At 54.0% G+C, this 22,918-nt stretch carries 14 protein-coding genes and 1 pseudogene; 10 read left to right on the plus strand and 5 right to left on the minus strand.

What is annotated here, in order from left to right; translation table 11 throughout:
• Positions 1-5: 5 nt before the first annotated feature.
• The gene (locus KTT_RS04980; RefSeq protein WP_160145644.1) at positions 6-1,424 is read right to left on the minus strand and encodes a bifunctional folylpolyglutamate synthase/dihydrofolate synthase; all 1,419 of its coding nucleotides are present in this window, start codon (positions 1,422-1,424) and stop codon (positions 6-8) included.
• Between the two features lie 16 nt (positions 1,425-1,440).
• The gene (gene folP / locus KTT_RS04985) at positions 1,441-2,319 is read right to left on the minus strand and encodes a dihydropteroate synthase (RefSeq protein WP_174844778.1); all 879 of its coding nucleotides are present in this window, start codon (positions 2,317-2,319) and stop codon (positions 1,441-1,443) included.
• A gap of 299 nt (positions 2,320-2,618) precedes the next feature.
• Here folP and KTT_RS04990 point away from each other — a divergent pair, with 299 nt between their 5' ends.
• Both KTT_RS04990 and KTT_RS04995 read left to right on the plus strand, forming a co-directional pair.
• Positions 2,619-3,113, plus strand: a complete 495-nt coding sequence (locus KTT_RS04990) for a hypothetical protein (protein ID WP_126594933.1) — start codon at positions 2,619-2,621, stop codon at positions 3,111-3,113.
• Positions 3,114-3,232: 119 nt separating this feature from the next.
• Positions 3,233-4,324 carry a polyprenyl synthetase family protein gene (locus KTT_RS04995; protein WP_160145645.1) on the plus strand — a complete coding sequence of 364 codons (1,092 nt, stop codon included), beginning with the start codon at positions 3,233-3,235 and terminating at the stop codon, positions 4,322-4,324.
• A gap of 65 nt (positions 4,325-4,389) precedes the next feature.
• Here KTT_RS04995 and KTT_RS05000 read toward each other — a convergent pair whose 3' ends face one another.
• A complete protein-coding gene (locus tag KTT_RS05000) occupies positions 4,390-5,925 on the minus strand; it encodes a WD40 domain-containing protein (protein ID WP_126594935.1) in 1,536 nt (511 codons plus the stop codon).
• A 214-nt stretch (positions 5,926-6,139) separates the two neighbouring features.
• On the opposite strand from KTT_RS05000, the gene KTT_RS05005 reads away from it, so the two are divergent.
• From KTT_RS05005 to ligA, 7 genes and pseudogenes are all read left to right on the plus strand, one after another.
• Complete coding sequence (locus tag KTT_RS05005) at positions 6,140-7,951, plus strand: M28 family peptidase (protein WP_160145646.1); 1,812 nt, start codon at positions 6,140-6,142, stop codon at positions 7,949-7,951.
• A gap of 132 nt (positions 7,952-8,083) precedes the next feature.
• Positions 8,084-9,736 (plus strand): putative manganese-dependent inorganic diphosphatase, encoded by a 1,653-nt coding sequence (locus KTT_RS05010; protein WP_126594937.1) that lies wholly within the window; start codon positions 8,084-8,086, stop codon positions 9,734-9,736.
• 250 nt (positions 9,737-9,986) lie between these two features.
• Positions 9,987-12,245: a sodium-translocating pyrophosphatase gene (locus KTT_RS05015; RefSeq protein WP_126594938.1), complete on the plus strand. Its 2,259-nt coding sequence runs from the start codon at positions 9,987-9,989 to the stop codon at positions 12,243-12,245.
• Between the two features lie 152 nt (positions 12,246-12,397).
• The gene (locus tag KTT_RS05020; RefSeq protein WP_126594939.1) at positions 12,398-13,483 is read left to right on the plus strand and encodes a phospholipase D-like domain-containing protein; all 1,086 of its coding nucleotides are present in this window, start codon (positions 12,398-12,400) and stop codon (positions 13,481-13,483) included.
• Between the two features lie 210 nt (positions 13,484-13,693).
• Positions 13,694-14,367: pseudogene (locus KTT_RS05025) on the plus strand (RNA-guided endonuclease InsQ/TnpB family protein); the annotation flags it as partial.
• Between the two features lie 35 nt (positions 14,368-14,402).
• Entirely contained in the window at positions 14,403-14,690 is a 288-nt protein-coding gene (locus KTT_RS05030) for a putative quinol monooxygenase (RefSeq protein WP_126594940.1), read from the plus strand.
• Positions 14,691-14,745: 55 nt separating this feature from the next.
• Positions 14,746-16,833, plus strand: a complete 2,088-nt coding sequence (ligA, locus tag KTT_RS05035) for an NAD-dependent DNA ligase LigA (RefSeq protein ID WP_160145647.1) — start codon at positions 14,746-14,748, stop codon at positions 16,831-16,833.
• 67 nt (positions 16,834-16,900) lie between these two features.
• Here ligA and KTT_RS05040 read toward each other — a convergent pair whose 3' ends face one another.
• Together KTT_RS05040 and glyA are read right to left on the minus strand one after the other, a co-directional pair.
• Entirely contained in the window at positions 16,901-18,727 is a 1,827-nt protein-coding gene (locus KTT_RS05040) for a serine/threonine-protein kinase (protein WP_126594942.1), read from the minus strand.
• Positions 18,728-19,068: 341 nt separating this feature from the next.
• Positions 19,069-20,364 carry a serine hydroxymethyltransferase gene (glyA, locus tag KTT_RS05045; RefSeq protein WP_126594943.1) on the minus strand — a complete coding sequence of 432 codons (1,296 nt, stop codon included), beginning with the start codon at positions 20,362-20,364 and terminating at the stop codon, positions 19,069-19,071.
• Positions 20,365-20,840: 476 nt separating this feature from the next.
• Between glyA and fusA the strand changes: the two genes are divergently transcribed.
• Positions 20,841-22,901 carry an elongation factor G gene (gene fusA, locus KTT_RS05050; RefSeq protein WP_126594944.1) on the plus strand — a complete coding sequence of 687 codons (2,061 nt, stop codon included), beginning with the start codon at positions 20,841-20,843 and terminating at the stop codon, positions 22,899-22,901.
• Positions 22,902-22,918: the final 17 nt, after the last annotated feature.

The following is a 22,918-nucleotide window of genomic DNA, read 5'->3' on the forward strand; positions in this document are numbered from 1 at the left end:
CATCATTAATGGTCTACACCTTCGATTTCGGATGCCGCCCGGACATCGCCATGGTCGGCCGCCCAGCGCAGAGCTTCCCCGGCCAGGTACAGCGAACCGGTGGCGCAGATCAGGTCAGACGCGTCCGCCAGATCTGTGGCCAGGTCCAGCGCCCGCTGACAGGTCTCGGCCAGGTGGACCTGGACCTGGGGCGCGTATTGCTGCAATAAATTCTGCAATTCTTCCGGCCGCATGGCGCGCGGATTGTTAGCATGGGTCAGGATAATGCTGTCCACATCGGCCAGCTCCTGTAGCATGTGCGCGATGTCTTTATCTTTATTCACACCCAGTACGATCAGCAGGCGGTGAGGATCAAAGGTGGACCGCAGGGAATGCAGCAGCTTGTTCATGGAGTCGGCATTGTGCGCTCCGTCTACCACAATGGTCGGAGCGCGCCCAACGATCTGCATGCGCGCGGGCCAGTGGACGGCGGCCAGTCCGCTGCGCAGAGCCCGCTCATCCCACACAATCCCTTTTTTGCGCAGCTCTTCCAGCGTGGCGACCGCGGCCGTTGCGTTTTCTACCTGGTGCTCCCCGAGCAGTGGCGTTTCCAGATCATGATAGCCTCCGGTGGGTGTCTGGATCGCGAAGCGCTGCCCGTCTTCACGCTGCTCAAGGATCTGATAGCGGTAATCCAGCGGTGGCACCTGTCCGGCTTCTACCTCGGCCTGCGCGGGATCTTCCCCCATGGCGCCAACGCGCACGATACGCGCATTGCGCTGCCGGGCGATAGAGGTGATCGCCTCCAGCGCTTCAGGTGACTGCGCGGAGGTCACAACCAATCCATTGAGTTTGATGATGCCAGCTTTCTCAGTAGCGATTTTTGTCAGGGTATCACCAAGAATGCTCATATGGTCATAGCTGATCGAGGTGATCACCGAGACCAGGGGCTGCGTTACATTGGTAGCGTCCAGTCGCCCTCCCAGTCCTACCTCCACCACCGCATGCTGGACATGCTGGCGCGCGAAATATAGCAGGGCCAGGGCCGTGCCGATCTCGTAGGTGATGAAGGGACCATACTGCTGGCTGGCTTCCACCTTCTGCACAGCGGCCTTGATCTCAGGCACCAGATCCGCCAGTTCCTGTTCGCCGATTAAATGACCGTTGGTCTGCGAGCGCTCGCGAAAAGTATGCAGATCCGGTTGCGTATAGAGCCCCGTGCGCAGACCCGCCTCGCGCAAGACGCGCTCGATGTAGGCCGCCGTCGATCCTTTCCCCTTGGTGCCCGCGATCAGTGTGTTACTGTATTGCAGATGGGGATTGCCCAGCTGCTTTAATAGCTCGGCCTCGCGCAAAATATTCTCGTTGCGATCTCTGGTGTATTTGCCGCTGCGTTCGTAATCCGTAAAGCTATAGATATAGGCCAATGCCTCTTTATAATTCACAATTATTGTCTCCCTCTTATGCCTCCGAATGCGGAAAGGTGCCGCGAATAATGGCATCACTCATCTTTACAACCCGCATCATCTCGCGCACGTCGTGTACGCGCACGATATCGACCCCCTGCGCGATGCCCAGGGCGACCGTTGCGGCCGTTCCCTCCAGGCGTTCTTCTGGGGGCAGGCCGCCCAGCACCTTCCCGATGGTGGATTTGCGTGATGTTCCCAGCAGGATCGGTCGCCCTAAGAGGCGCAGTTCTCCCAGGCGCCGCAACAGGGTCAGATTTTCCTCGGGAGTGACGCCGAAGCCGATGCCGGGATCGATGATGATGTGCTCCCAGGGGATACTGGCAGCCAGCGCACGCTCGATGGCGGCCGATAAAAAGCGCGTCACGTCACTGACGATATCGTGCTTGTGGTAGCCGCGCATATTGGCCATCAGCACCACCGGGACGCTATACTTGTGGGCGACCTCGGCCATGGCAGGATCGTGCTTGAGTCCCCAGATGTCGTTAATCAGGCTGGCGCCAGCATCCAACGCCCTGGCAGCCACCTCGGCTTTGTAAGTATCGATTGAAATAATCACGTCCGCGGGCAGGCAAGCACGTAGTGCCCGGATCAGCGGGACGACGCGCTCGATCTCCTGCTCCGCGGTCACGGTAGCGGCGTTGGGACGCGTCGACTCACCGCCAACATCGATAAAGCGCGCGCCTTCCACCACAAAGTGCTCCGCCCTGGCTACAGCGCGCTCGATCCAATCATCACCCGTCTGCAGGCCATCACCAGAAAAAGAGTCCGGGGTAGCATTGATAATACCCATCACATAGGTCTGCTTACCCCAGACGATCATATGGTCAGCCCATTGGGTTGGAGGAAAAGATCCCCCCGTCGATAAAGACATCAGTGAAACCATCCTTTTATGTCAACATCTTACGCTGTCTTGTTATGGCAGGGCAAGACTCTATCAAGTCGCGGCTGTATACGATTATATTAAAGATAAGAGGGAGTTGCCGTGGGCACACAAAGGACAGCAATAGGTCTTTCAGGCCGGTTGACAACGAGTTCGCGACCTGATTCGTTATACCACACAGATGATCAATGCTATACTTACCTATAAGCGCACTTTGAAACATCTTATTGTACAGATCTTGATCACAGCCAGCATGTGATCGCACAATAGCGATATGGAAGAAGAAAAGCATGCCAAAAAGCAGTGAGGTCAATCAGTATCAGCGCAGCGTGAACGCGGCTCGTCGCTGTCATGAATGCAGTGAAGAGGCGCTTGGACGCTGTCCTGATTGCCATATGTGTTTCTGCCAGGAACACTTCCCAAAACAACAGCATTCGCCCTGCGCCGAAAAGCAGATGAAGCTATCGCAGATCCAGGTCTGCTATGTCTGTGGCACCCAGGTTTATCCAGATCAGTGGTCCCTGTCGAAAACCACCCACTATGTGGACCAGTCCACCTGCCGTGGCTGCGGCCGCTACATCTGCGACGATCTACATACTCAGAGCAAAGATGAAGATGTCATTATCTCACGTGAGGGGCTACGCGGTCATCGCTATCAATACATCAACCGTTACTGCGACATGTGTTCACCGCTCAGACGCGTTGGCGGCATTCGAGGTGTAACCCGCGGCCTGGTCGTGATAGGAACCATAGCCGCCGCGGTGTTCTTCTATTTGCACCCGTAAATATATATTCCCATTACAGATTCAGCAGAGGAGAGAAAGGGGACGAGGGTGCATAGCGGATACGCGCTATACCATCTCGTATCGTCAGATTCATGGTCTTATCGACAGCTTTACAATCTATGTTGCTCCGGCATCAGCATTCGATTGACACCGCGCTGCGGGCAACGCTGGATAGGGTTGCCTCGGGGTCAGAGGTATCTGCCCTGGACGCTTATTACGGACAGATGCGCTATCACCTGGGCTGGGTAGATAGCCAGTTGAACCCTACTAATAGTAATCCAGGCAAACTTTTGCGCCCAACCCTGCTCTTATTGGCATATGAGGCTGCCGGCGCCTGGGGATTGACCGATAACACGGAGGCAAGCGACACCAGCTATCTACAACGCGCGTTGCCCGCCGCGGTATCAGTTGAACTTACCCATAACTTTACGCTCATTCACGATGATATCGAAGATGGCGATACCGAACGTCGCCATCGTCCCACCATGTGGACGCTGTGGGGAGTTCCTCAGGCTATCAATACCGGCGACGGCATGTTTGGCCTGGCACGCTTCGCGCTGTGGGGCGTGCTGGAAAACGGCGTGGAGGGCGATATCGCGGCCCGCCTGGGAGCCGTCCTGGACCGCACAGTCCTTGAGATTGCAGAAGGGCAATACCTGGACATTAGCTTCGAACGGCGCGGGGATATTTCAGTCTCGATGTATATCGATATGATCGGTCGCAAAACCGCGGCCCTGATGCGTTGCTCAGCTGAGATGGGCGCGATGATCGGAACACGCGATACAGGCACAATCGAGCGTCTGGGAACCTTTGGACAGGCTATCGGGGTCGCATTCCAGGTACGCGATGATCTGCTTGGCGTATGGGCATCGGCGGAGGAATTAGGAAAAACACGGGCCGGCGATGTCTATCGCCGCAAGAAGAGCCTGCCGATTCTCCACGCTCTGGAACACGCCAATCCACGGGATCTGCAGACGCTGCAGGATATTTATCAACAAGAGGCAGAGATCAAAGAGGAGCAGGTGGAGCAGGTGCTGGCGATTTTTGAGCGCACGCGGACGCGGGCCTACTGCCAGAGCTTCTTGCAGCAACATTGTGATGCCGCCTATGAGGCGTTGAACGCTGTCCCCCATGTCAGCAGCACCGTCTCTACCCGTGCCCTCGGCGACATGCGCGCCATGGTGCAATTTATTGAAGCCGCCGCGCATTAATCACCTGGACGGAAAGGATGTCGTATACGATTTCAAAGCGAGCAAACAGGCTATTCCCCGAAATTCTATATGACATCCCATAGTACTACCAGGTTGCCGGTAGCCGTGGCCATCTGTCTACTGGTCGGTGCCCAGGTAATACTATGCACAGTGTTCGCCAGCTTCTGCTGAAAGATCTTCTTCATTTCCTGATTGACCTGGAACAATAAAAGTGTACCATCCTGGGTGCCAACCGCCAGCAGACGCGCATCGGGAGACCAGGAAACGGAGCGAATGGGAAACTTCGATAGCTGCAGGCGCTGCGGAACATCGCGGCAGATCAGTCCATTATTGCCGCACATCAACGCATTACGCCAGATGCGCACAATCCCATCGTCCCCACCCACAGCCAGCTGTACCCCATCAGGCGCGAAGGCCAGCGCACGCATCGACTTCGCGGCATCAAAATAATAACCATGGATGTCCTGCGCCAGGGTTGCGTTCCAGATGCGTACGGCGCCCCCTTGCGAAGCTGTAGCTACCGTCTTGCCATCCACGCTCCACGAGACAACCTCAATAGGAGCGGTATGTCCCACATAGGTCTGGAGTGCATTGTACTGATTGCCATCCCAGATAACGGCTCGTTTATCTTCACCTACCGAAACCACGCGCATCCCATTCTGGGTAGCCCAGGACAGCCCATTGACCATCTTCGTATGCCTGTGGGTTGAACGGGCCAGGCGCTTGCCAGTCGCGGCATCCCAGAAAGCCACCTGCGTGCTGGCTCCTGTCACCAGGCGTGTACCATCGGGAGACCAGGCCAGCGCATTGACGGCGGCGGGATGCGCAATATCGCGCTGCACATTGCCCTGCATGTCCCAGATGAAAACGTGAGTATCATCCGAGCAACTGGCCAACAGATTCTGCGTAGGTGCCCAGCTGACATTACGCACGATCTGCTGATGCCTGGTAAAAGTCAGACGTGCCTTCAGCGTTGTAGTATGAGCTGCCGGAGGTTTTGGTGATACACGTGGAGCGACATGCGTCGGCCTGGGAGTGGTATTAGCAGTAATGAGATTCTGAATAAATGGTATCTTCACCCAACCACGATATGCCGCGTAGCCTACCCCGGCACCACCCACAACACACGTGGTACCAAAGGCGGCTAGAAACACACGCCTGGATACCCCACCGGGCTTTTTGATACCTTCGGTATCTGGTCCAGAAACGGGCTGACCACGGTCAAGGGTGGGCAGGATGGTATCATCGACCAGGGTTTCAGATGAGTGTAATGCAGGATTAAACTGCGGCTTCCTCTCCGCAGGCGAAGCGATTGGGGCTATCGGCACCTGTACGCCCCCCGTAGTTGCTGAGTCCAACATCAAACGCATGCCAGGCAGAATACCAGAAGCGGTCAGCGTCTTCTCTGGTGCCAGGATACGGCCACTGGAGGCATGACGCAAGGTATAGACAAGCGGCTTTCCAAACAGGTCATATAATGGTAATTGTAAAACAACCACCAGTTTGGGAAGCAACATAGAGACAGGGACATCCATGGCCACAATTACAGGACGTACTGCTCCAAAAGTATCTTCCTCTATTAGAATCTCAGATTTTTGCATCTATATCCCCCAATCCATCTTTCTCTAAAATAGAGTGTATCATGGCAGCTTTGCATTTTTCACCCTTATAAGCAAAAAAGGCTAGTAGAAATTCAAGTGAATATAAAATACCCCAACCATAAAAAAAGTGAAGCAAACGCGCGGCAATACAGAGCGGCTTCTGTGGTATGATAAAGATACACATTTTCAAATGTATTTCATCAGGAGAGATGGCATGAGCAACCGGGTTCAACGGGTGTTTATCTGTACAATACTTTTCCTCGGCAGCGCCTTGATAGCCAGCAGTACACCAACGTATGCGCATAGCGCGACACCCAACCAGACCCATTTCGTCCGACGACCCTCAGGAAGCGAGATGATGCCAGTGGTAGAGCCAGATTATATCTATAATCAGCTCTATACCATGGCCACCAGTTTTCAACACCGTGAATCCGGCTACGATAAGCAACTATCGGTCAAAATAAATGGACACGATGAATTTGCCAGCTACTGGTCGCAGGAGATAGCGCGCGATCTTCAGGGATTTGGAACCGCCAGCTATGCCGATAATTTCCCTGTGCGCGGATGGCGCTCGCGACCCACCACGGCACCGGGCACCAACGTTGAGGTGACGGTACCGGGCGACCTGCATCCAGAACAGGTCATTATTATTGGCTGCCACTACGACGGCATGGCCACATCCACCCAATCCGCCAACGACGATGCCAGTGGCTGCGCGATAGAGCTAGGCATCGCCAGAGCCCTGGGAACGTACTGGCGGCAACAGCATGTCGTGCCACAGCGCACCCTGCGCTTTGTCCTGTTTGATACCGAAGAACAGGGTCTCTACGGCTCCTACCACTACGTTAACGCAACGGTAAATGGGGACCTGAACAATATCGTGGCTATGTTTAATGAGGAGCAAAATGGCATCGCCTATCCGCTTCGCTACCTCGGGCAGCTACAAAATGCATTGATGCCTTTCTATATTGAACTCTCACCCGTTAGCGGTCCGCGCAGCGCGCAGATCAAGCAATTCAGAGATTTGATGGCCACTGCGGTGCCGGCTGTTTTTCAGCAGATACGTCAGCAGGGCGTCCAGACGCTGAGCTATCATGACAAGAGCGGGCATAATGTAGAACAGCCAATCTTCACTCCTGATCAGCTAAACAACGTAAAGCAGGAGGATGATAAGATAGGCTCCAGCGACCAGGTTCCCTTCACCCAGGCAGGCATTCCATGTGCCACCTTTGTGGGCAACTCAACGTATTACGATTATAGTGCCCCGCAGGCGTCATACCCATATGACCAGCCTACGGACACCATCCAACTTATGAATACGTTTGCCTCGGGCAACTCGATCAGGTCCGCCGCCCTGACGCTGGCCCTGGCGCTCCCGGCCATGCTAACCACCTGGATGCTCCAGCAACCATCTCTGCTAGGACAGTCCCCCGACAACGGGCATCCCTTAATAACAATGGAAGATATCGCCAGGTTGCAGACAGGGAACAACATGACCTTTACAGCCCAGGCGGCGCAGTCGCTCAAAGCGGAGGATGCTCCAGTATATCACTGGGACTTTGGCGATGGTCAGAACGCCAGCGGCACGAGCGTTCGCCATAGCTATACCAGTGATGGTACGTACACGCTAACGTTGACAGCAACCACGAAAACAGCTGTACAGCGCATAAGCAAAGAGCTTACGGTAGGCGCGCATAATCCAACGTATCCCAACCAGTATGACCGTTTTTATTCAACGGGTATTCCTCCCACAAACAAGATCGTACAACTACCGGAACCCGATAGAACGCTCTCTGACACGGTACAGCTGGCACCACACGCGCCCTGGACCACGGCCCTGGCATCAGGGCCAACGGGCAAAGAGAAGGAGCAATTACAGCAGGCAACAACTGCCCCCTTGCCATCTCAGAAAAAAGAGTCTATGATACCTGAGCCCTTCCTCTTCTTGCTCACCGCGTTGGTGCTTTTGCTTATCCCTGGTATCATTGGTAGCGTCATCTGGCGCAAACGCAGGCAACAAGATTGAGAGGTATGGATAAAATACACAGTAAAGCTTGACGACGCTATTCATAATAGACGTAGGTTGACTCGATAGTTACACAAAAAAGACCTGAAGAAATAAGGCAAACAACTTGACCCTAAGCCGGAGATCTACTATATGACAAAACCAATTTATGTAATGGGACATAAAAATTCCGATATGGATTCTGTCGCCTCTGCCTATGCATATGCGCATCTATTGCGTGCACAGGGAGAGGACCAGGCCATTCCAGCACGTCATGGGGACCTGAAGCCAGAGATCCGCTTTGTCCTTGATCGCTTTCATGTGGAACCACCTGAGGCCCTGGAAGATGTGTATCTGCAGGTACGTGACGTTATGCGCCGCGGCATTATTTCTGTATATGTCGATCAACCGGTGTTTGAAGCTGGACAATTACTACAGGAACATAATCGAGGCTCTATGCCGGTCGTCGATAAGGATAATTATGTCAAAGGCATGATCGCGCACGATGACCTGGCAAAACTGTTCTTTAATGATCTGGATCCTATGTCCCTCAATCGCATCCCATTGATTCGCGACAACCTGGTGCGCGTGTTGAAAGGCCGCATCCTGGTTGAAGGTCGCCGTGAACTGGGCAATCGTGTCCTGGTTGGAGCGATGGAAGCCGAGACGATGGTTGACTATATCGAGCCGGGATGCCTGGTGATTATCGGTGATCGCGAAAATGCCCAGATCAGGGCCATCGAGGCGGGCGCGGCCGCGCTGGTGGTTACCGGTGACCTGCTGGTCTCCGAACGCACCCTGGCGGCTGCACGGCAACACGGAGCGATGGTAATCAGCACCGCTCACCATACCTTTACGGCGATTCGCCTGATCAATCTCAGCATTAAAACGCAAGAGATCATGAACCGCGAGTTTACGTTTTGCCACCCCGATGATCATATGAGCGATGTGCAGCCGACGCTGGCACGTTTGCGTTCAATGCCCGTAGTAGATAATCAAGGGAAACTGGTGGGCTATATCTCGCGCACAGATTTGATTAAGGCCCGTCCGAAACGTGTCTACCTGGTCGACCACAATGAGCAGTCACAGGCGGTCGATGGCATCGAAGAAGCTGAATTGTTGGGCATTATCGACCATCACCGCATCGCCGATGTGCATACAAGCAAGCCAATCCTCTTCCGTGCCGAACCGGTTGGCTGTACGGGCACCATCATCACGGGACTTTATCACGAGGCTGACGTTAAGATTCCCAAAGACGTGGCGGGCTTACTATTGGCCGGCCTGCTCTACGATACCCTGATCCTGCGCTCACCCACCTGCACCGTGCGTGACGAGCGGGTCGCCGCCGAACTTGCCGCCATCGCGGGTGAAGATATTGAAGAGTATGGGCAGGCGATCTTCGCAGCCGCCGCCCAGGATCTGGCCGAGAAACCAGCCGAGGCCCTGATCACCTCGGACTTCAAGGAATTTACCGTGCGCGAGCACAAATTCGCCGTGGGCACGGTGGAGACTGCCAGTCCGACCGGCATTGAGTCGCGCATGGATGAGCTGAAAGAAACGATGAAACATATCGCGCAGGAACGCGGCTACGTTTCATTCCTCTTTATGATCGTCGATATTATCAATATGCGCTGTCACCTGTTGATTTGTGGCGGTGAAGAGGCGGTGGCGGAAGCCTTCAATCGGCCTCTAGAGTCTGATGGTAGCTCTATTATTGTCGAAGGCCTGGTATCGCGTAAAAAGCAGGTTGTGCCACAGCTTACACGCATTGAAGCCTTACTCACGGAAACGGCTAGCGTACGGTAATTAGCTCGTAAAGCTTGTGCTCTTGCCATGTGACATTCGCTATGTTACACTATGATACGACTTGGATACTCCTTGTTAGGTAGAAGTAACTATTGCAAATTTTTAACAATTGCTCCGCAGTACGCAGTATGTCCTTTTTGTAGTTAAAATTCAATAGGTTGCTTCTACCATGGTTCGGTCACGATGTACCTGCGATCAATGTTGATACGCAAACAGCTTCTTATCTTCTCATAAGGAGGACATTTTTATCGTGAGCAACTATATCTGGGTTCCAATCGTAGTGGGAGTTCTTGCTGTAGCGTTTGCTGGCTACCTGGCCAGCTATGTATTGCGCAAAGATACCGGCACTCCTGCCATGCAAAAGGTTGCAGACGCTATTTTTAAAGGGGCAATGGCGTTCCTCAACCGACAGTATCGTACTATCGCTCTCCTTTCCATAGTGGCGGCGGTGGTGGTTGCAGGGGTACTCTATCTTCTTAGTAATGGAAGCGAAGCCGCAAAGTTTGACCTTGCCTGGCGTACGGCTATCGCCTTCCTGATCGGCGCATTATGCTCAGGAGTTGCCGGCTACATTGGCATGTATGTTGCGGTAAAGTCTAACAGTCGCACGGCCAGCGCCGCGACCCGCAGTCTGGGTGAAGCCTTGATGGTCTCGCTGCGTGGTGGCGCGGTCTCTGGTTTCCTGGTGGTGGCTCTCTCACTGCTGGGTGTCTCCCTCATCTTCCTGCTCTATAGCATCGGCAATACCATCGATAAGGTTCCGTCCCTGATCGTTGGCTTTGGATTTGGAGCCAGCTTCGTGGCGCTGTTCGCGCAGCTCGGCGGCGGCATCTATACCAAGGCAGCCGATGTGGGGGCCGACCTGGTCGGTAAGGTTGAGGCTGGCATTCCAGAGGATGACCCGCGCAATCCGGCCGTTGTCGCCGACTTGGTGGGCGATAACGTTGGTGACTGTGCCGGTCGTGGCGCCGACCTCTTCGAGTCTACCGCGGCCGAAAACATCGGCGCGATGATTCTGGGCGTCGCCCTCTATCTGGCCACCAAAAATCCCGGTTGGATCCTCTTCCCTCTGGTGGTGCGTGCCTTTGGTTTGATCGCCTCGGCCATTGGCCTGCTCTATATCAGGCCGTCGGTCGTCATCGAGCCGGACAAAGCGGCCGGTCGCGATCCAGGCGAGATCGCCATGAAACAGCTCAACATTGGTTACTATATCACCTGCGCCCTTTCGGTGATCGGAGTCTTTGTTGTCAGTTACCTGATGCTCGGTGGTGAGTCGCTGCGTAGCAACAGTCTACCCGCCTGGGTCTGGTTTGGTCTGGCTGGTACCGTTGGTATTCTTCTTAGTATTGCTTTCGTTTATATTACCCAGTATTATACAGCCGGCACCTGGCGCCCGGTACGTGAGATTGCCAGTGCGACGCTGACCGGGCCCGCCACCACCATCATTACCGGTATCGCGGTCGGCTTCGAGTGTACCGCCCTACCGGTACTGGCTATCGCTGCTGCCCTGGGCCTCTCCTTCTTCTTTGGCAGCCAGGTTACCATTCCGGTCATCGCCAGCATCAATCCTGGCGTGATCAATGTTGGTGGCATCTTCGGCACCGCGGTAGCAACGATGGGTATGCTGATGAGCTGTGCTTATATCCTGGCCATGGATACCTTCGGACCCATTACCGATAATGCCGGCGGTATTACCGAAATGAGTGGCGAGGCGGAATCCGTGCGCGATATCACTGATGCGCTGGATGGCGTTGGCAATACCACCAAGGCTCTGACCAAAGGCTATGGCATTGGTTCGGCCGCCCTGGCCGCCTTCCTGCTCTTCAGCGCGTATCTGGATGTGCTCTACTCATATAAGAGGACACCGGATGTGTATCGCGTTGACCTGGCCAATATCCTGGTGTTTATCGCGGCCCTGATCGGGTTGACCCTGATCTTCTTCTTCAGCTCCCTGGCGATCCGTGCTGTAGGAGAAGCCGCCAAGCGCATGATCGAAGAGGTGCGCCGGCAGTTCCGCGAGAATCCCAAGATTATGGCAGAACGGGTTGAAGACAGGGTCGATCCTGATTATGCCCGCTGCGTCGATATCAGTACTCGTGGCGCGCTACGAGCCATGGTCCTTCCTGGTGTCGTGGCGGTCCTCACTCCGGTCCTGGTTGGTGTCATTCTGGGGCCACAGGCGGAGGCGGGTCTGCTAATGGTTGGTACGATGGGCGGTATCGTACTGGCCCTGGTGCTCAATAACGGTGGTGGCGCCTGGGACAATGCGAAGAAATATATCGAAGCCGGCTATCTGCGCGTCAACGCGGATGGCGAGATGGTAGGTCGTACTGATACTAGTGGCGTCGTTTTAGGCAAGAAGAGTGAACCGCATAAGGCTAGCGTCGTTGGCGATACCGTCGGTGATCCTTTTAAGGATACCGCCGGCCCCTCACTGCACGTGCTGATCAAGCTTTTGAGCACCATCACCCTGGTGCTCGCGCCACTGTTCATTGCTCTACACCCATAACTATTCCATCCGTTACTGATTAGCAAAGGCGTTCTCGATCTCGGCAAGGAGATCGAGAACGCCTTTTCCATGCGCTCCACGGAATTGTTCCGCTTTCATCGCCCTCACCCGTATAACACATATGGAAGAATTTAAAACATAAAAGGGAGGGAATGATGGAACATTCATCATCACACCTTAAGACATACGTATGGGGCTGGCTTTATATGTGTCTGCTACTCTGTCTGACACTGGCGGGATGCAGCACCACTTCAAAATCAATCACGATCAGCCTCGGTAGCACGGCTACCCAGCCACCCGCGGCAGCCGATACCAACACCTCCACTACAGGAGCACAGGGGGTCAAACTCTATATTGAGCCGGACGCAGGTGAGAAGGTAATTACCAATGAGATCAATGGTGCCCAAAAATCGGTCTGGCTGGAAATATATCTGCTGACCGACAAGAAGGTCATCACTGCACTGGAAGATGCCGCCCACCGTCGCGTTGATGTGCGCGTGATGCTGGAGGTACATCCCTACGGCAGCGGTTCGGTCTCACCACAACAAACCATGGAGAAACTGCGGGCAGCAGGCATCAAGACACAGGCGACCAGTCCAGATTTCGCCTTGACCCATGAAAAAGGGATGATCATTGATGGTCAGACAGCCTATATCATGACCAGCAATTTTACTAACACGGCCCTTGGCAACAGCAAATATACGCTCAATCGTGAGTATGGCATCATCGATAACAACGCGCAGGATGTGAAAAGCGTGCGGGATATCTTCAATGCCGATTGGAACCGCCAGCCATTTAAGCTCAATAATCCACACCTGGTTGTCAGCCCGCTCAATGCGCACTCGACCTTTCTCTCACTCATCGGAAGCGCACAGAAATCAGTCTCCATCGAAGCGGAAGAGATGCAGGATAGCCGGGTAGAACAGGCTCTGACAACCGCCGCCCGCCGTGGTGTGAAGATCCAGATCGTCCTTCCTGACTCCTCTAGCGATAGCAATCGTGAGGGGATCAGCACGATCAAAAAAGGAGGGATACAGGTAAAGCTGGATAAGCGGCTGTATATGCATGCGAAGATCATCATAGTCGATCAACGCAAAGCCTTTGTGGGTTCCGAGAATATCTCAACCGCCTCGCTGGACAAGAATCGCGAACTCGGCATCATCGTGTCCGATGCCCCGGTTATCAATGCACTCAACCAGACATTCCAGGCGGACTGGCAGGTCTCTGACAAAGCATAACGCACGTCCGTGATAGACACGATCTTATAGATCGTGGTAGGATAACATCCAGCAACCAGGAGGCAGGCCCGCATAGACCTGATACACAACTTCATACACCGTTTACCTGTTGTGGGGGAGAGGAGAAAGAAGCTCCCCCACCCACCAGACAACGCGCAAAGGAGAATCAAAACAGTGTTCGGGAATAGTATGAAACGTGCTTAATTGCACTCCACGGGCGCCAATGAACGGGGAAGGTTCTATCATGTTGGTGGTTTCAAAGGAGGCCAGTGGTACAACCGCCAACTGGACACAATCCGATCCAAGCGAGATCGGTGTCAGAAGAAGTCACGTCGCTCTAAGCATCTGAGCAAGGTGTATAAGCGCGTGAGTGAGAAAAAACGTCGAAAACAACGGGATAGCTTGCATAAAGCATCCCACCTGATCGCCCACCGTCTGGTTGAAAGAACTGTGGTGGTTGGAGATCTTTCGCAACGAGACATGGTGATGAAAAAGCATCGGGAAAAGAAGAAGCGGCTCAACCGTCTGGTGTTCAATGATTGGGGACTGTATACCTTCATGACCATGCTCACCTATAAATGTCAGTTGTATGGGAAAGATCTTCAGGTGGTAGATGAACGCGATACGTCGAAAATGTGCAGCGGGTGTCGACATCTGCAAGCCATGCCGTTATGGAAACGAACGTATCGTTGCGTGGAATGTGGACGTGTCATGGATCGCGATGAGAACAGCGCGGTCAACATCATGACAGGGTTCCTTGCCCGGCTAGGGCCACACACTCCATCGAGTGCGGTGTACTGCACGAGGGTCAAAACAGCGGAGAAGTCACGCAGGCTTCCTGTCCGGCCCAAATGCAGCAATTGAATCTGTTTGAGAGTGCGTAAACACTTTTGAGTAGATTTTGAAAGGCAGTTTTAGCATGGTTACTGAAGTCGCTATTTTTATCGCCTTACCAGGCAAAGAGGAAGAGCTCGGTCAGGGAATTATTCAAGGCATCGAGTTTATCCGTCAGCATCCAGAATGTATTTCGGCCAATGCCACCCGTTGCCTGGAGAAACCGGGCCGCTATATGCTCTCCGTTGTCTGGTCTTCCCTGGAAGCCCACGTTAACGACTTCCGCAATAGCGCGTTGTTCGCGCAGTGGCGCGCGCCCATCAACGGCCTGTTTGAAGAAAAACCAGAAGTTTACCACTACCAGGCGTACTAAAAAGAATTACCTGGAAAGAGAGTACGTATACAAACTTTTGGCAGGAGAGAAAAGTATGTCCGATGTCCATGATGGGCGCACAGAGAGCGAGCAGGTAGAGAATACTGCGCACGCGCCGGAGCAGACGGGAGAAAAAGACGCGGAGGAACAGCTAGAAATCCATCTGGCTGAACTGCGGCATCAAATTGAAGAGGCAAACTATCAATATTTCGTCAATGATAACCCGATTTTGACGGATGCCGAGTATGATCAGTTGATGATTGAGCTTCTGCGTATCGAGCGTGAGCATCCTGAATTGCAGACGCCTGATTCGCCCACACAACGTGTGGGGGCGGGTCCGATCCAGGATGTTCCCCAGCATGTCCATCCGGTACCAATGCTCAGCCTGGCCAATGCGCGCAGCGAAAAGGAGCTCCTGGATTGGCATCGACGCGCGCAGAATATTTTGCCCAACGTGACCTTTAGCTATGTCTGTGAGCTAAAGATTGATGGGCTGGCGATGGCTCTGACGTATGAAGAGGGGCGCCTGGTGACTGGTGCTTCTCGTGGCGATGGCATGGTAGGCGAAGATTGGACGCCCAATGTGCGCACGATCCGAACCATTGCCCATAAACTGCGCGGCAAACATGTGCCATCTAAAGTAGAGGTGCGTGGTGAAATCTATATGCCGATCAAGAGCTTTGAGCAGCTCAATGAAGAGATGAGCGATACCCGTTTATTCGCCAATCCGCGTAATGCCGCCGCGGGTTCGCTGCGCCAGAAAGATGCGCGCATCACGGCGACCCGCAACCTGAGCTTCTTCGGCTATCAGATCGGCTACGTCGATGGGATGCGCATCAACAGCCAGTGGGAAGCGCTGGAGATGATTAAAGAATGGGGATTTCCCGTCAACCCACACATTGAGCTTGCGCCGGATCTGGATGCGGTCATGGCATACTGCAATAAATGGGAGAAAGAGCGCTTTAATCTGCCCTATGAGATTGACGGGGTGGTTATCAAGATCAATGACCTGGCCCATCAGGAAGAGCTAGGAACGGTAGCCCGCGATCCACGCTGGGCCATCGCCTTTAAGTATCCTCCTATCCAGGTTGCCACAAAGCTCCTGGACATTCGTGTCAATGTTGGTCGCACCGGCGCGCTTAATCCCTGGGCGGTGTTAGAGCCGGTTAATATTCGCGGCGTGACGGTCTCGCGGGCGACATTGCACAATGAGGGGGATATCCAGCGCAAGGACCTGCGCATCGGTGACTGGGTACTGGTCGAGCGCGCCGGAGAAGTCATCCCCCAGGTCGTTAAGCCGGTCGTGGAGCGACGCACTGGAGAGGAACAGGTCTACCATCTGCCGGACCGCTGCCCGTTCTGCGATACACCGATCGTGCGCATTCCAGACCAGGCGATGGCCTACTGCCCCAACAAAGAGTGTCCAGAACGCGTCTTGCAAAGCGTGATCCACTTTGTGTCCAAGGGAGCGATGGATATCGAGTCGATCGGCGAGAAGATGGCTGAGCAGCTTGTCAATGCCGGTTACATCAAATCACTCTCGGACTTCTATCACCTGACCGAAGAACAACTGCTGGCGTTGGAGGGTGTGAAGAAGAAGAGTGCGGACAACATGCTCAACGCTATCGAGGCCAGTAAAAAACGACCCTTCTGGCGCGTACTCTTTGGCCTCAACATTCGCTACATCGGTGAAAAATCGGCCCAGCTACTGGCCACCGCCTTTGGCAGCATCGATGCGTTAAAACAGGCCAGTGCCGAAGAGATCATTAAAGTACCTGGCGTGGGTCCTGAGATCGGCCAGAGCGTCTATAGCTGGCTACAGGATAGTGATAACCTGGCCTTGATCGAAAGGCTACGTGAAGCGGGTCTGACACTGGAAGAGGAATCCATAGAACAGACCGGTCCCCTAATAGGACAATCGTTCCTGCTCACCGGACGCCTGCATACGATGACCCGTGGGGCGGCGGAAGAGGCCATTGTCCAACTGGGAGGTAAGATTGCGACTGGCGTCAGCAAGTCGCTCAGCCACCTGGTTGTGGGTGAAGACCCAGGCTCCAAACTGGCCAAGGCGCAAAAAGCGGGCGTGCCCATCCATGATGAGGAGTGGCTGGTCAATCTGCTCAAAGAGCACACTGAAGCTTAAATACAGACCAACGATGGGATGATGGTGTTGACCATCATCCCTGCTGTTCTTTTTTGGGCTCTCGCAACTAGGCCGGCAGTACACGCGACTGGGATAATAAATGCTGCGCGCCCTGATCGATACCGACAATATAGGTCCCTTGAAAGTTCTTTATCACGGTTGCACCATTATTATCAGTTTCAGTGGCCGCGAAATTTACGCTGATCCTGTAGGTCCCGTTATCTCCCGCAGCTACATCAGTAATCGTGACATCATCATGCTGCGTGTTCGCAAAACCATTGGCGAACTGGTCATATGGGTTCTTATCCTGATAATCCTTTGCCCAGTGGTTGTAGGCGTCCCTATAATTGCGTTGATTAATGTCGTCAAAATAGCCTGTTACAAATTTACGGGCACTATCAGCGGTAACCACCGGCGTCGGGGTTGGCGTTGGCGTTGGCTGCTTCGTAGGAGTTGGTGTTGGCGTTGCTGGCCGCGTCGTAGGGGTCGGATTTTGCCTGGCCTGTCCAAATGTGCCCTCGATAATCCGGGGAGCCAGGATGACGCCAACGATACACAGCGCCACGACGATTACGACGGCCAGCAGCCAGCCCGTCCAGGCCGAGGATCTTCTACGCGGTTCTACGTATTGACTTTGATTATAGGCTTGACCTTGATTGTAGGCGGTCTCAGCCTCTTGTAGATGGTAGTTCGGCGGCAATCCCTGAGAGCTTGGGTAGGCATTGGGACCGGGATAAGAGAAACCACCATGGGGAGTCTGTGCCGAGCCCACAGGCTGGTTATAGGGGACCGGCCCCTGAGAAGCATCTAAGGGATAAGCGAGTGGCGCGTTTGGCATGCTACCATGCGGCGTGTGAGGCACATAGCCAGGGCGTGGCGCATCGATTGGATAATAGTTGGGCGCGGAGGGATGCGAGTTGGGAAGCGCATAGTTGCTTTGAACAGGCGGCCATTCAGGCGAGGAGGTCGAGCGTGAGGCATTGGCTGCCCGTTCAGTAGCCTGCAATCCCTGCGAAAGTGCGTTTGAAGCTCCGATAGCATGGCGCACAGCTTCAACCATCTCTCGCGCCGATTGATAGCGAGCGTCCGGATCTTTGGAGATGGACTTCTGCACCACAGCATTGAGAGCCAGCGGGATACCAGGATTCAACTGGAGAAGCGATGGCGGCTGATCGTTGATATGCATAGCCGCAATGAAGAGCGGCGAGCCACCCTGAAAAGGTACCTGGCCGGCCAGCATCTGAAACAGAACGATCCCTAGCTCATAGAGGTCGGCGCGATAGTCGACGCTGCGCCCCTGTACCATCTCAGGCGCCATATATTCAACCGAACCTAGAAACTGTCCTACCGCCGTTAAAGAAGGGTCAGACAGGTTGCTCACACTGCTGTCCCGCGTAATGCGCGCGATACCAAAGTCAACCAGTACCAGGCGACCGTCCGCATGGAAGAGCATGTTGGCGGGCTTAACATCGCGGTGTACGATCTTATGGTCATGGGCATATTGCAGGGCTGATCCAGCCTGTTCGATGTATTTGAAAGCCTCCTGAGGAGAGAGACGGCCTTTCTTTTCCAGCAGATTGCGCAGACTACCGCCCCTTAGATAGGGCATCACCAGGTAGGCCAGCCCATCCTGTTCCGCGTATTCATAGATGGGCAAAATATTCACGTGATCGAGCTGAGCAATAACATTGGCCTCGCGGCGGAAACGGGCCAGGAATTCCTGATGGGCATCGGAATAGATGCCCGCACCCGATCGTAAAACCTTGACCGCCACATCACGCACAGGACGCGTCTGGTGCGCGCGATAGACCACCCCCATCCCACCAGAGCCAATGACTTGCTCCAGGACACAGGTTCCGAGTTGTTTCCCGACGAGGTGATCATTACTTTCCATGAAAAAATATCCACTTCTTTAATTTTTTGTATGCTTTAGCATGCACTGAACTAAAGCACCCCCATCTACACCACCCTCATCTGCATAGACGTGATACCCATCGACTATTTGCTTGTGATTTGTCTGGCCGCGCCACGCTATCTCAAACAACGTTCATCTCTGTCTGGACACAACGCCTTCTCTCTTAATAAACGACGAGGTGTTTGCGAATGTATCAAAACAGGTACTGATCTAGCGCTCTTTGGCGATGTAGCTGCATCCATAATTTATAAAAAATAAGCCAGGCAAGTCAAATGCAGCATTGACCTGCCTGGCCCATCACGCTCTTATTTACATGAGGCTTAGATGTATTTCATCTCTACATAACGGGCACGCAGGGCATTGACCTGCGACTTCACGTTTTTGCCGCGTACGCTCTCGTGAATCAACTGCGCCAGTTCGGCCATGGAGTGCTCGTCCATACCAAAACGCGTCATCTCGGATACGCCGATGCGCAGGCCCGAAGGATTGCGCGGATCAGCATCACCAGGCAGCATGTTATAGTTCAGGATGATATCGCTCTCCTCCAGCCGCCTGGCGACCTCGACGCCTCCACCCCATTGCGCCACGTTGACGGCGATCATGTGGCTGCGGGTATAGCCGAACTCGCGCGCCTCCACCGGTGTCCCCAGTTCATCCAGGCTCCGCCCCAGCGCCTGCGCGTTGCGCACGATCTGTGCCGCGTATTCATGTCCATAACGCTGCATCTCACGCGTGGCTACCAGCAAGGCGGGTAGGGTATGCAGATGATGATTGCTCGATGAGCCGGGGAACACGCCCCGATCGGCGGGTTGCCAGTATTTTTTAATGGCGGCGGCATCCTCCAGGTTGGATAAGATGACACCACGTTGCGGCCCTGGAAAGGTTTTATGCGTGCTACCGGTCATCCAGGTCGCGCCTTCCTGTAAGGGGGATTGAAACTGTCCGCCGGCAACCAGGCCCAGCACGTGCGCCCCGTCATAGAGAACCGGGATCTCTTTGGTTTTACAGAAAGCGGCGATCTCTGAAACAGGCTCAGGAAATAAGAACAGGCTCTTTCCCAGGATCACCAGTTGTGGATTGAGCTGATCAACCAGTTCAATGGTTTTCTGGGCATCTACATGATAGCGATCTTCCGTCAAGGGCAGGTAATGAAGGTTGATCGAGTGCTCACCACCGATTTTGAGCGACTGACCGCGATTCTGAATGCGTCGACCAAACACGCCGACCGCCCCGTGGCTGATGTGCCCACCAGCATCAGTTGAATTCGCGATCACAGTATCCCCACCGCGCAAAATGCTCAGAGCCAGGGCGGTATTGGCCGCGTTCCCGCTGATCGGGCGCACATCCGCCTGCCTGGCATGGAAGAGCTTTAGCAGTTCCTGCTCAGCCATGCGCTCGATTTGATCGATATAGCGCGTCCCCTGGTAATAGCGATTCACCTGCTCACCCTCGTTGGGATGTCCTTCTGCGTAGCGACCCATAAAATCCGACGTCTGAACGCGCCGCACCGCCTCACTGGGGGTGTTCTCGCTGGCAATTAAGTTAATTGTCTGCGTCTGACGCCATGTATCCTGCTGCTGAATAATAGCTTCGATGTCATGTATGTCGATGGTCATATCTGCAAAGCTCCCTTCCGCTAACCGCGTCGAACAAATATGCTTCCAGTATAGCACAACGCTTTTGTGAGCAATGACCTGTGCCGACGGCACCACCTATCCATGGGCAGGCAGTAAACATGAGTCCTCAATGTGTCGATGATAGTGAGAATAGAACGTCGGTGCGGCACACATCGGCACGAATTTGAATGAGCGCAATTCTTCAGAAAATGATTTTTGCATTAAATAAACAAAAACGTGCAGAATAAAGAAAAAAGCGCCACCATATCGTGATTTGATGTGCAGTTGAACATGTTGCGTAATTTTGATATACTAGGTCTACACCTACGAAATGAGATGGGATAAGTGCACGACTTTTCTCAGTACCGCAAACAGCCATTCGCGTGGCCGCGCCGCACTGGTGGTCTATGGCAGACCCCTCGATACTTGTCTGATCCAGGCCATTGCTGCGTAGAAACTCAGGAGGATTGGGTTTTATGAAGGTTTATCCGGCGGAACACATTCGCAACGTAGCGCTCATTTCTCACGTTGGAGCTGGCAAAACATCCCTCATCGATGCCGCATTGTATGATAGTGGCGCAGTCACTCGCCATGGAAAAGTAGATGAGGGCACCTCGGTCGTTGACTATGATCCTGAAGAACTGAAACGACGCATGTCTTTGCAGGTTAAAGCCTTGCCAGTGGAATGGAACGACCACAAAATTAATTTTATCGATACCCCTGGCTATCCCGATTTCGTTGGAGAGGTAAAGGCGGGTCTGCGCGTTGCCGATGCGGCACTGGTGGTGGTAACTGCGGAAAAAGGGGTGGAAGTAGGGACCGAACTTACCTGGCAATATGCTGATGAACGCAACCTTCCCCGTATCGTCCTGGTCAATAAACTCGATCGCGAAAATACCTCATTTGAGCAAGCTTTGACTTCATTGCGCAACCAGTTTGGTTCCAGAATTGTTCCCCTACAGCTCCCCATTGGCGAACAGGCGAGCTTTAATGGTGTGGTCGACCTGGTAACGCAAAAAGGGTATACCTTTGAGGGCGGCAATAGCGTACAGGAGGTCTCTGTCCCCTCGCAACTTGAAGACCAGATCGCGACGTATCGCGAACAATTAATCGAGGCAGCCGTAGAGAGCGATGACACCATCATGGAAAAGTTCCTGGAGGGTGAGACGCTCAGTGATGAAGAGATCAATGCTGTCATCAAAAAAGGAACCCGGAGCGGCACGATCATTCCGGTTCTATGCGGCTCGGCCAGCAAGAATATCGGCGTGCAGACGCTCATGGATACGATTGTAAACTACCTGCCCAGTCCACTGGATGCCGTGGCTGAAGATGCCGCGGCCTTTGGCGATAATGTTTCTACCTTTATCTTTAAGACCACGAACGCGCAGGTGGGTACGATATCATCTTTCCGCGTCTTCAGTGGCACGCTCAAAGCAGATATGCATCTCACCAATGTGGGAACCAGGGCTGATGAACGCATGAGCCAGTTGATTATCCAGCATGGGAAAACGCAGGAACCCACCACAGAGATCCCCGCCGGCGATTTCGGGGCGGTTGCCAAGCTATCAAACAGCCATACCGGCGATACGCTGACGAGCAGTAAAGAGATCAGCACGCCACTCGATTCCATTAATCTGCCGCTCCCGTGCTATACCGTCGCGATTGTGCCGCATAGCCAGGCCGACCTGGACAAGATGAGCAACGCCCTGGCGCGTATCGTCGAAGAGGATCGCACCATTCGTGTCTCACGCGACCCCGAGACGGCCGAAGTGCTGCTGTCCGGCATGGGTGAGACGCATATCCAGATCCTGGTTGAAAGCATTAAGCGCAAATACTCGGTTGACCTGCAGACCCACGATCAACGCATCTCGTACCGCGAGACGATTCGCAAGAAGGTGCGCGCCAATGGACGCCATAAACGCCAGAGCGGCGGCCATGGACAGTTTGGTGATGTGTGGCTGGAGATCGAGCCATTGCCACGTGATAGTGAGCAACCCTTTGTGTTTGAGGATAAAATTGTGGGCGGCGTCGTGCCGGGTCAGTTCATCCCTGGAGTCGAAAAGGGCATCCGCGAATCGCTCAAGCGGGGCTTTATCTCTGGTCACCCCATGGTATACGTCAAGGTGGCACTGGTTGACGGCAAGTACCACCCGGTGGACTCCTCAGCGCAGTCGTTTGAGGTGGCCGCCTCACTGGGTATGCAAGAAGGCGTGCCGCAGGCCAATCCAGTGCTCCTGGAACCCATCATGAACGTGACTATTGAGGTTCCAGAGCAAAACATGGGTGATGTCATGAGCGACATTAATACCAAGCGCGGCCATGTAATGGGTATGGAGTCGCTGGAAAATGGGATGCAGCGTATCACAGCCGCGGTCCCACAGGCAGAGATGCTGCACTATGCCACCGATCTGCGCTCCATCACGCAGGGACGAGGTAGCTTCAGCATGGAATTTAGCCAGTACTCGGAAGTACCGCCAAACGTCCAGCAAGAGATTATAGCCTCGCACAAAAAACAGGAAGAAGCTGCCCATAAATAATATGGAGTGAAGAGCGG

The sequence above is a fragment of the Dictyobacter aurantiacus genome (genome assembly GCF_003967515.1).
GTDB lineage: Bacteria > Chloroflexota > Ktedonobacteria > Ktedonobacterales > Ktedonobacteraceae > Dictyobacter > Dictyobacter aurantiacus.